The sequence below is a fragment of the Lutibacter sp. A80 genome (assembly GCF_022429645.1).
Taxonomy (GTDB): Bacteria; Bacteroidota; Bacteroidia; order Flavobacteriales; family Flavobacteriaceae; genus Lutibacter.
Genome location: NZ_CP092480.1, coordinates 352712 through 364049 on the forward strand (window position 1 = coordinate 352712; position 11338 = coordinate 364049).

Genomic DNA, 11338 nt, shown 5'->3' on the forward strand with positions numbered 1-11338 from the left:
TGAGAAATAAAGTGGTTTTTAGGTTATTAAGAATCTTCTTTTGGAGCTTTGTCTTTATGTTTAAAACGTTTATGTGTCCAAAAATAAAATTCAGGATTTGCTCTAATTTGTTTTTCAACTTTTTCTAAAAAAATATCAGTTATTTGGTAATCTTCAAATTTAGTAGCTTCATTAGTTATTAAACTAAATGTAGTTTGGTAATGTCCACGTTTTACTCTTTGTACATTCATATAAACAACATTTAAGTCGTATCTTTTTGCTAGCATTTCTGCACCGGTATGTATTGGTACTTTTATACCTAAAAATTTACTCCAATAAAAAGTCTTTTTTAATTGAGGAGATTGGTCACTTAGCAAACCATAAATAGCTTGTATATTATTTTTCTGATTGTTTTTCATTTCAGAAATAACTTTAGAAGTTTGTACCAATGAAGTTCCAAATTTAGTTCTAGATTTTAATATTTTATTATTAAAATATTTGTTATTTATTTTTGTAAATGCAGCATACCCTCTATAATCAACAAAGGAGTCTAAACTCATTATCCACTCCCAATTTGCATAATGTGGACCTACTAAAACCACACTTTTACCATCTTTATATAAATCAGTAAAAAAATCTATATTAGTGTATTTGTACCTTTTATAAATTGAATTTTTAGATACTGTAAACGATTTTATCATTTCAATAAAAATATCGACAAAATGATGGTAAAAAGCTTTCCTAATTTTAAGAAGTTCTTTATCAGTTTTTTCAGGGAAGCTAAGTTTTAAATTATTTAAAACAACCTTTTTTCTATAACCAATTACATAATAAACTAATAAATATACTCCATCTGATATGAAATATAGTATTTTAAATGGTAAAATAGAAAGTAACCAAATAATTGGGTAAACGAGAATGTATATAAGTAAATTCATAATAACAACTGCAAATATCGTATTTAATTTTTGTTTCTGAATAACTATCAATTCAATATCATCATTTTTTTATATTTTCGTACATTAATGCTAAAATAATTTAAATGAATATAGATAAAACACTGCTAATATTAATAATTGTAAATGTACTTGTTTCTATAAAAGGATTTAATGATCGTTTGTTTTTTGATAAGTATAAATTCCAAATTGGACCTATTAATAGAGGAGAAAAAATTAGAATGTTTACTTCTGGTTTTTTACATGTAGATTATTTGCATTTAATTTTAAATATGTATGTTTTGTATATTTTCGCTCCAATTATAATATTTAAATTAGGAGTTATTAAGTTTTTAATATTGTATTTAGGAAGTTTAATAACAGGGAGTATTTTAACATTAATGTTTCATAAAAATGAATCATATTATAGTGCTGTTGGAGCTTCAGGAGCCGTTGCGGGTATAATTTACGGGTCTATATTATTAAATCCAACAATGAGTTTAATGATGTTTCCATTACCAATACCAATTCCTGGTTATATTTTTGGAATTGGGTATTTATTATATTCAATTTATGGTATGAAGAAGCAGTTGGGAAATATTGGACATACAGCACATTTAGGTGGTGCAATTGGAGGTTTTGGGTTGACTTTATTAGTGTATCCTGAAGTTTTTTTAAATAGTACTTTTACAGTAGTAATACTTGGGGTGCCAATTATATTATTGTTGCTTTTTGGAAACCGTTTAAAATAAAAAAAAGCCAAACAAATGTTTGGCTTTTTTTTGAGCGAGAGACCGGGCTCGAACCGGCGACAGTCAGCTTGGAAGGCTGAAGCTCTACCAACTGAGCTACTCTCGCAATTGGTGATGCAAATATACAATCCTTTTTAACTTTTGCAAACGTTTTTTTAAGAAAATTTAAATTTTTTTATGCTAAAAAATTTAGACTTTAAAAGTGTTCAATTCAGAATCTTCATTTTCAATATGTTGAGTGAATTTATTGATTTTATTAAAAAATATTTAACACATAATTTTTAAAATATTATTTTTTATTTCTTTAAATAAAATATAAAAACAGGCCATAATTATAAAACTATAGCCTGTTTGTTTAAAAAATTTAACATTAATATTAACTAGAAGTTTATTTTAAGCTCTAGATTTTCTTTTTTTCATTTTTTTTGCTTCTAATTTTTTTTGAATTTTTTCTTGTTTTTTCTTATTTAATTCTTCTTTTGTAAGTTTCTTTCTTAATACAGCCATTGTATATTATTTTAAAGTTTATATAAAATTTTCAACAACTTAAACTCTATAACAATACATTATTTTAAATAACGAGTATTGCTATTCAATATATTTTAAATAAAATAGTTTTTTATAAGATAATGTAAAGAGTTTTTCAGGCACACTCGTAATGCCTGCTTAATTCAGGAAGATAATTTTACGTTTTAAAGACATAAAAGAACAAAACAAACAGTAGATTACTGTTGTAGATAAGCAATAAGTATGTTTTGTTTTTAAAAAATACATTTTTAAAATATTAAAAGAAATAAATATTAATTTAGAAGTAAAATTAATCATAATGTTCTAAATTACCTAATTTAGGTTTAGAGTTTATTTTTTAAATAATTATATATTTTTTTGTTATAAATTAGCTTTGTTTTATAAAGTAAATATCCTTTAAGAAATAAACATTAATTATTTTAGGTATAATATTTAATTAAAAAATGATTGAAATTAAAGAAATTACAGCAAAAGAAACTTTTGAAATTAGATTGGAGGTTTTGCGAAGAAATATACCATTGCCTTATGAGTTTAAAGGAGATTTTGATCAAGATACGTTTCATCTTGGTGCATTTAAAGAAGGTAAATTAATTGCAGTTTCTAGTTTTATGAAAGCTGAAAATAATAGTTTTAAAGGAAAACAATACCAATTAAGAGGTATGGCAACTTTAAATAACTATCAAGGTTTTGGAGCTGGAAAACTTTTAATATCAAAAGCCGAAGAAATTTTAAAATCTTTACATATAAATTGTTTATGGTGTAATGCACGTGTTATTGCATTAGATTTTTATAAAAAACAAGGTTTTTTAACTTATGGTGATAAATTTGAGGTTCCTTTAATTGGGGATCATTTTGTAATGTATAAATATTTAGATTAAAGATGCTTAGATTTTTTTTATATTGTTTTTTTGTAATGTCAAATTTTTTAGTTTTTTCTCAACAACAGTTTAGTGAAAAAGCTTTAATGGGTAGGGGAGATTTAGCTTTAGAAGGAACCTCTTTTAAGTTACAAAAAGAAACATTAGAAGCTTTTAAAAAAATGCAAAAAGCAGCTCTCAAAGAGGGGATAAATATAAAAATTGTTTCAGGTTATAGAAGTTTTGATCGTCAAAAAAGTATTTGGAATAGAAAGTATAATTTATATACTTCTCAAGGGTTAACACCAAATGAAGCACTTCAAAAAATAATTGAATATTCTACTATTCCTGGAACATCTCGTCACCATTGGGGAACTGATTTTGATATTATTGACGCTGCTGTTAAAGCCCCTAAAAGTCTTTTGGTTACAAGTAATTATGAAAAAAATGGCGTATATGCTAAATTAAAAAAATGGATGGATGCACATGCGGAATCTTATGGGTTTTATTTAGTTTACACAAATAATGAAACCAGAAAAGGATTTAAATATGAACCTTGGCATTATACCTATAAACCTTTATCTTTAAATATGTTATCTGAATATTTAAAAATTAATTTATTAGCATTTTATAAAAATATAAACTTAGAAGGAAGTCAATATTTGACAAAAGAATTTATAAGAAATTATTCTAAAAATAATATTTTAGATATAAATAAAAATTTAATAAATAATTAACATTTAAATTATCTGCTATTCATTTAAAAAAAATAAGTAAATTTGAGTCCTTATAATGTAAAACTTGAACTTATTTGTTAAAGTTTCACTATTAATATAATAAATGATAAAAAATATTACTTTTTTAATTTTAGGATTAATTGCTTTTAAAAGTAATGCAATTAATAATAGTGATATTATTTATTCAAATAAATTAGAAAACTTTTCTAAAAAAATAACTGATTCTACTAGAATATCAAAACTTCTTGATAAAGCTAAACTGTATTATACTAAAGGAAAAATTGATTCAGCATTCAATTTTTATAACGAAGGTTTAGAATTAGCCAGAAAAAGTAATATTAAATCTCAAATAGCAGAATACCTTTTTAATATAGCAACGTATTACCAAGATCTGTATCAGTATGCTTTAGCTATTGAATACTATGAAAGAGCATTAATACATTTTGAAGATTTAAACCAAATAAAAAAAGTTGCAGAAATTAAAAAACAGATTGGTGATAATTATTCATATTTAACTGAAGAGGATAAAGCTATTGATTACTATTTTAAGTCTCTAATCCATTATCGTGAATTAAAAGATCAAGATGGTGTTGCAGATAATTATATTGGTATAGGTAATTTATATTATGGTAATGAGCACTATGATTTTGCCGAAAGGTATTATAACGATGCTTTAGAAATTTTCACAAGTCTAAAAGATACATTGGGTATTGCAACTAGTTATACAAATCTTGCAAATGCTACAATAGATGCAGATATAAACTCTAATGGTGTAGATTATTATTTTAAATCTATTGATTTACAAGAAGCTCTTAAAGATTATGAAGGCGTTGCAATTAATTTCAATAATATTGGAGATTATTATATGACGTTAAATATGTATGATGAGGCTAAATTTTATCTTAATAAAGCATTAGAAAAAGCCATTCAATTAAATACAGATAAATATTTATTTGCATTAATATATTTAAACCTTTCAGATTTAGAAAGCACTGTTAAAAATTATGATAAAGCAATTTATTATGGCAATAAAAGCCTTGAGTTTTGCGATAAATTAGGGTTACAGGACTTTAAAATGTATAATTTAAAAAATCTATCTACTGTTTATGAAAACATTGGGAACAGATCTAAAGCTTTAAACTATTTAAAGGAATATATTGCATTAAATGATACTATTATTAAAACAAATAAACGTAAGAAAATAATATTATTCACTGCTTTAAATAAACTAGAAGAATCTAATTTCAAAATTAATGAGCTTTCAATAAAAAATGAGAATGAGAAAAAGATAATGTACTTTTTAGTAATTGCAATAATTATTTTTGGGTTATTAGTAATTATATTGATTTTACAGCAAACATCTAAAAAGAAAGCATATAATTTATTAGAGTTTAAAAATTATCAAATAAGTAGAATGCATAAAGAAATTAAATTGCAAACTAATAATTTAAAATTATTAAATGATACTAAGGATAAAATTTTCTCAATTATAGCTCACGATTTAAAAAATCCATTTAATTCAATTATAGGTTTTACAGAGCTTTTAATTGAAAATATTGCTGTTTATGATGAGGAAAAGCAACTTAAATTTTTAAAAATTGTTAAGGGGTCAACAACAAAAGCATCAGATTTATTAAACAATTTACTAATTTGGGCAAACTCACAGTCTGGAACTATAAATTTTAACCCAGTTAAAATTGAATTGATAAAACAAGTATCAGATGTAATATCTTTAGTGGAAATTCAGGCAATAAATAAAGAAATTAGTATTTTTAATAATGTTTATCATAATTTATATATCAATGCCGATGTAAATATGCTAAATACAATTCTTAGAAATTTATTATCTAATTCAATTAAATTTACTAAACCTGGAGGTGAAATTTATATGAGTTCTATTATTGAAAAAACTACAGTTACAATAGTTATAAAAGATAATGGAATTGGAATGTCACAAGAAACAATCGATAACTTATTTTCCATAGATAATAAAACAAGTAGTATTGGAACAGCAAACGAGCAAGGTTCTGGACTAGGTTTAATACTTTGTAAAGATTTTGTAGAAAAGCATGGAGGTAAAATTTGGGCAGAAAGCACCTTAAATACAGGAAGTATGTTTATGTTTTCAATGCCTATTTATCAAGATTAATTTTTTAAAACTTTAAGTGTTTTATGCTATTTATTAGCAAGTAAAAAAAACGGATAAGATTCTGTTTTATGTAAACTCTTTTTGTACATTGAAATTTCTAAATAAATCAAAAATGACTTCTATAGAAAAATCAACATTTGACTTTTTAAAAGCTCTTAAAGTAAATAATAATCGCGAATGGTTTACAGAAAATAAACCACAGTTTCAAATTGAACAGCAAAAAGTTAAAGAATGCTACCAAGTTTTAATGGAACGCTTAAAAATTCATGACACAATAGATAGATTTAAGTTTTTTAGAATTTATAGAGATGTACGCTTTTCTAAAGATAAAACACCTTATAAAACGCATTTCTCTGGTTCATTTTCTAGAGCAACTAAAAAATTAAGAGGAGGTTATTATCTACAAATAAGTCCTGGAGGGAGTTTTTTAGCAGGTGGATTTTGGGAACCAAATAAAGAAGATTTATTGCGAATTAGAAAAGAATTTGAAATGGATACTACCGAAATTCGCGCTATAATAAACAATAAAACATTTATAAAGCATTTTAAAAAACTAGAAGGTACAGCTTTAAAAACAGCTCCTAGAGGGTTTGATAAAGAGCATCCCGATATAGATTTAATACGAATGAAACAGTTTATTGTTACTAGAAATTTTACAGATAAAGAAGTTTTAGCTTCTAATTTTTTAGATGAAGTTGATAGTAGTTTTAAAGCAATGCGACCGTATTTTAATTATATGAGTGAAATACTTACAACAGATTTAAATGGAGAATCTATTATAGATTAAAATTCTTTATATTTGCTTACTACAAAATTAAACAAATTCTATGATTTTTATAGATAATGAAGGGCGTACAGATCCTAAATTAAATTTAGCTTTAGAAGAATATGCATTAAGAAATTTTGATGCTTCCACAGATTATTTATTGTTTTATATCAATAAACCGTCTATAATTATTGGACGTAATCAAAATACTTTAGAAGAAATTAACCAAGAGTATATAGAAGCAAATAATATTGAGGTTGTTAGGCGTATTTCAGGTGGTGGTGCAGTGTATCATGATTTGGGTAATTTAAATTTTAGCTTTATAACAAATCATGATGGTAAAAGCATTAGTAATTTTAAAAAGTTTACCGCTCCAGTAATACGTGTTTTAAACAATATGGGAGTTAATGCCGAGTTAAAAGGGCGTAATGATATATTGGTAGATGAAAAGAAAATTTCTGGTACTGCTCAGTTTTCTACAGGAAAAAGAATGATAAGTCATGGTACTTTATTATTCGATACCGATATGGGTGAAGTTAGTAAGGCGCTTCAAGTAAAAATGAGTAAAATTCAGTCTAAAGGTCATAAATCTGTTAGAAGTCGTGTTGCAAATATTAGTGAGTTTTTAAAAACTCCTATTACAATGGATGATTTTAAACAGCAATTACTTAATGGATTGTTTGAAGCACGTGAACATTTTGAAATACATAAGTTAACTGAAGCTGAATGGAAAGCTGTACATCAATTAAAATCGGAAAAATATGATTTATGGGAATGGAATTATGGACGTTCACCTAAATTTAATATACAGCGCAGCAAACGTTTTGCTATAGGTGAAATAGACCTGCGTATTTTTGTTGAAAAAGGACTTATTTCTGAGTTTAAAGTATTTGGAGATTTCTTTGGAAGACAACCAATTTCAGATCTTGAAAACTTGTTAATTAGTGTTCCATACGATAAAAATGAAATTTCTAAAAAGCTTGAAGAAGTAGTTATAGAAAATTATTTTGGGAAATTAGAAAAATTAGATTTTATAAATCTTGTTTATGGTAATGATTAATTAGTATTAAGTTTTAAAAAACATAAAACGAGAAAAAGGCAATGAAAAAATCATCGCCTTTAACTTATTAAGTTGTGTAAACTTTATTTTAGCTAGTTGAATATTAACTATTTCTTTCTAATAATGCCATATAAAATCCATCGTAACCTGTTTTAAAAGGTGAAACTTTATGGTCTTTTATAATTGTAAAGTTAGGATTGTTTTTAAGGAATTTTTTAACTTGAAGTTCGTTTTCCGAAGGTAAAATAGAACAAGTAGCATACACTAATTTTCCATTAACTTTTACCAATTTCGAATAATTTTCTAGTATTTCAGCTTGAGTTTTAATAATATTTTCAACAAACTCTTGTTCTAATTTCCATTTGCTATCTGGATTTCTTCTTAAAACACCAATTCCACTACAAGGTGCATCAATAAGCACTCTGTCTGCAGTACCTTTCATTTTCTTAAACACTTTGGTAGTGTCTAATACTTTGGTTGTAACATTATGTACTCCAGCTCTACGTGTTCTAATTTTTAATTTTTTTAATTTACTTTCATAAATATCAGTTGCAATAATCTGACCTTTATTTTCCATTAAAGCTGCTAAATGTAAGGTTTTTCCTCCAGCTCCAGCACAAGTATCAATTACTTTCATTCCTGGTTTTACGCCTAAATATGCAGCAACTAATTGAGAAGAAGCATCTTGTACTTCAAACAAGCCATCTTTAAAACAATCTGTTCTAAAAACATTGGCGCGTTCTACCAATTTTAAAGCATCTGGATAACCATCAATAAATGTAGTAGCAATACCTTCATCAGCTAATTTTTTTCTTAAAGAAGCTTTGTTCGTTCTTAAGGTATTTGTACGTAAAATAACTTCGGCTTGTATGTTTAAAGACGCAATTTCTTTTGTCCAATGTTTTTCACCTAACTCTTTTACACCTAATTCATCTAACCAATCTGGAATAGATTCTTTAAATACTCTAACTTTTTGAAGTTCATCAAATTTACCTTTAATTCTTCTTTCTGGAACACCTTGTAACTGGTTCCAATCTGGTAATTTGTAACCTTTTAAGATTGCAAAAACAGCAAAGTTTTTCCAAACATTTTCTGTTGAATAATGAGACTTTGTTCCAGCAATTTCATTGTATAATCGCTTCCAACGCACCATTTCGTAAATAGTTTCTGCAACAAATTTTCGATCTCTTGCACCCCAACGCGCATCTCTTTTTAGTGCTTTTTGCACTACTTTATCGGCATATTCACCTTCATTAAAAATAAGTTTTATTGAATCTATTACGGTAAACACTAAATTTCTATGTAATCTCATATGTAAAAAATAAGTCTGCAAATATACGAAATTAGATGATAAGATATTGTTAATTGCTACTTGAATTATTATCTTCGTCTTTTTTACAAAAAGAATGTCCATTTATAGCTTAAATACTTCTATATCATATTTAAAAGGTGTTGGCCCTAGCAGAGCTGATTTGTTAAAATCGGAGTTAGGGATTTTTACATTTGGTGATTTAATTAATTTTTTTCCAAATAGGTATATAGATAGAACTCAGTTTTTTAAAATAAATCAATTACAACAAAATTCTTCTGAAATTCAGGTAGTTGGTAAAATTACAAACATTAGAACAGTACAACAAAAACGAGGAAGTAGGTTAGTTGCAACTTTTAAAGATGAAACAGGTACTATGGAACTTGTTTGGTTTAGAGGTGCTAAATGGATTAAAGACAATCTAAAAATAAATACAGCTTATGTTATTTTTGGAAAGACTAATTATTTTAAAGGAGTGTTTTCTATGCCACATCCAGAAATGGATTTATTAGCAGATTATAAAAAAAATTTGCTAAGTGCAATGCAACCAATTTATCCATCTACAGAAAAGTTAACAAATAAAGGGATTTCAAATAAAGTTGTTTCCAAAATGATTCAGAATTTATTTGAAGAGGTAAATGGAAAATTTAGTGAGACACTTTCACAGCCTATATTGCAAAATTTACAGTTAATTTCAAAAAGTGAAGCATTATTAAATATTCATTTTCCTAGAAATCAAGAACTACTTACAAAAGCACAAAACAGGTTAAAATTTGAAGAATTATTTTTTATTCAATTACAATTAATTAGAAAAAAACTAGTAAGAAAAGTAAAAATAAAAGGTTTTAATTTTACGGAAGTTGGAGATAATTTTAATAATTTTTATAAAAATAACTTACCTTTTGATTTAACAAATGCACAAAAACGTGTGTTAAGAGAAATACGTAAAGATCTTGGTTCTAATGCACAAATGAATCGCTTATTACAAGGTGATGTTGGTTCAGGAAAAACAATTGTAGCACTATTAACAATACTAATAGCTTTAGATAATGGTTTTCAGGCTGCATTAATGGCGCCAACTGAAATTTTAGCAACGCAGCACTACAATTCAATTGTAGAAATGTTAAATGGTTTAAATGTTTCTGTAAAATTATTAACAGGTTCTACCAAAATTAAAGAACGAAGAATAATTCATAAAGAGTTACTATCTGGTGAATTAGATATTTTAATTGGTACACACGCACTGATTGAAGATAAAGTGAAATTTAAAAACTTAGGTATTGCAATAATAGATGAGCAACATAGGTTTGGTGTAGCACAACGTTCTAAAATGTGGCAAAAAAACACCTTACCACCACATATTTTGGTTATGACAGCAACTCCAATTCCTAGAACATTAGCTATGAGTGTGTATGGAGATTTAGATATTTCAGTAATAGATGAATTACCTCCTGGAAGAAAAGAGGTAAAAACAGCGCATAGATACGACTCTAATAGGTTATCGGTTTTTAAATTTTTAAAAGAAGAAATTGCTAAAGGCAGACAAGTATATATTGTTTATCCGTTAATTAATGAGTCTGAAGCAATGGATTACAAAGATTTAATGGATGGTTATGAAAGTATTTCTAGAGAATTTCCATTGCCAAACTACCAAATAAGTATTGTACATGGGAAAATGAAACCCGCTGATAAAGACTACGAAATGCAACGTTTTATAAGTGGTGAAACTCAAATTATGGTAGCAACAACTGTAATAGAAGTTGGTGTAAATATTCCAAATGCAAGTGTTATGGTTATTGAAAGTGCAGAACGTTTTGGCTTGTCTCAATTACATCAATTAAGAGGTAGAGTTGGACGTGGAGCTGAACAAAGCTACTGTATTTTAATGACGAGTTTTAAACTTTCTTCAGATGCTAAAATTCGTTTAAATACTATGGTTGATACTAGTGATGGATTTAAAATAGCAGAAGTAGACTTAAAGTTGCGTGGACCAGGAAACTTAATGGGAACCCAACAAAGTGGCGTTTTAAATTTACGTATAGCAGATATTGTAAAAGATGCTCCTTTGTTAAAAATGGCACGAAGTATTGCAATTGATGTGTTAACAAAAGATGCGTCATTAAAAGCTCCAGAAAATGCCGCTATTAGAATTGCATATCAACAAATTAGTAAAAACAGTACTATTTGGGCTAATATTAGTTAAAATTATTTAGTGTAGAGAAGCAAAAAATTAGTTTAATTTCTATGTTTTAAATTGGATTAATTA

At 26.4% G+C, this 11338-nt stretch carries 9 protein-coding genes and 1 tRNA gene; 7 read left to right on the forward strand and 3 right to left on the reverse strand.

Annotation, left to right across the window (positions count from 1 at the left end):
* Nucleotides 1-26: 26 nt before the first annotated feature.
* Nucleotides 27-917: a lysophospholipid acyltransferase family protein gene (locus MHL31_RS01520; protein ID WP_240227317.1), complete on the reverse strand. Its 891-nt coding sequence runs from the start codon at nucleotides 915-917 to the stop codon at nucleotides 27-29.
* A gap of 104 nt (nucleotides 918-1021) precedes the next feature.
* Here MHL31_RS01520 and MHL31_RS01525 point away from each other — a divergent pair, with 104 nt between their 5' ends.
* Nucleotides 1022-1666: a rhomboid family intramembrane serine protease gene (locus MHL31_RS01525; RefSeq protein ID WP_240227318.1), complete on the forward strand. Its 645-nt coding sequence runs from the start codon at nucleotides 1022-1024 to the stop codon at nucleotides 1664-1666.
* A 33-nt stretch (nucleotides 1667-1699) separates the two neighbouring features.
* Here MHL31_RS01525 and MHL31_RS01530 read toward each other — a convergent pair.
* Nucleotides 1700-1772: transfer RNA gene (locus MHL31_RS01530), tRNA-Gly, on the reverse strand.
* Between the two features lie 865 nt (nucleotides 1773-2637).
* On the opposite strand from MHL31_RS01530, the gene MHL31_RS01535 reads away from it, so the two are divergent.
* The 5 genes from MHL31_RS01535 (at nucleotide 2638) to MHL31_RS01555 (ending at nucleotide 7763) form a co-directional block, all read left to right on the forward strand.
* Nucleotides 2638-3072 carry a GNAT family N-acetyltransferase gene (locus MHL31_RS01535; protein WP_240227319.1) on the forward strand — a complete coding sequence of 145 codons (435 nt, stop codon included), beginning with the start codon at nucleotides 2638-2640 and terminating at the stop codon, nucleotides 3070-3072.
* A gap of 35 nt (nucleotides 3073-3107) precedes the next feature.
* Nucleotides 3108-3788 (forward strand): M15 family metallopeptidase, encoded by a 681-nt coding sequence (locus MHL31_RS01540; protein WP_240227320.1) that lies wholly within the window; start codon nucleotides 3108-3110, stop codon nucleotides 3786-3788.
* A 103-nt stretch (nucleotides 3789-3891) separates the two neighbouring features.
* Nucleotides 3892-5937: a tetratricopeptide repeat-containing sensor histidine kinase gene (locus tag MHL31_RS01545; RefSeq protein WP_240227321.1), complete on the forward strand. Its 2046-nt coding sequence runs from the start codon at nucleotides 3892-3894 to the stop codon at nucleotides 5935-5937.
* A gap of 112 nt (nucleotides 5938-6049) precedes the next feature.
* Nucleotides 6050-6724 (forward strand): DUF2461 domain-containing protein, encoded by a 675-nt coding sequence (locus MHL31_RS01550; protein WP_240227322.1) that lies wholly within the window; start codon nucleotides 6050-6052, stop codon nucleotides 6722-6724.
* 40 nt (nucleotides 6725-6764) lie between these two features.
* Nucleotides 6765-7763 carry a lipoate--protein ligase gene (locus tag MHL31_RS01555; protein WP_240227323.1) on the forward strand — a complete coding sequence of 333 codons (999 nt, stop codon included), beginning with the start codon at nucleotides 6765-6767 and terminating at the stop codon, nucleotides 7761-7763.
* A 103-nt stretch (nucleotides 7764-7866) separates the two neighbouring features.
* Here the strand turns inward: MHL31_RS01555 and MHL31_RS01560 are convergent, their stop codons facing one another.
* Entirely contained in the window at nucleotides 7867-9075 is a 1209-nt protein-coding gene (locus MHL31_RS01560) for an RsmB/NOP family class I SAM-dependent RNA methyltransferase (protein ID WP_240227324.1), read from the reverse strand.
* Between the two features lie 94 nt (nucleotides 9076-9169).
* Here MHL31_RS01560 and recG point away from each other — a divergent pair, with 94 nt between their 5' ends.
* On the forward strand, nucleotides 9170-11275 hold the full coding sequence (gene recG / locus MHL31_RS01565; protein ID WP_240227325.1) for an ATP-dependent DNA helicase RecG: 2106 nt from the start codon (nucleotides 9170-9172) through the stop codon (nucleotides 11273-11275).
* Nucleotides 11276-11338 lie beyond the last annotated feature (63 nt).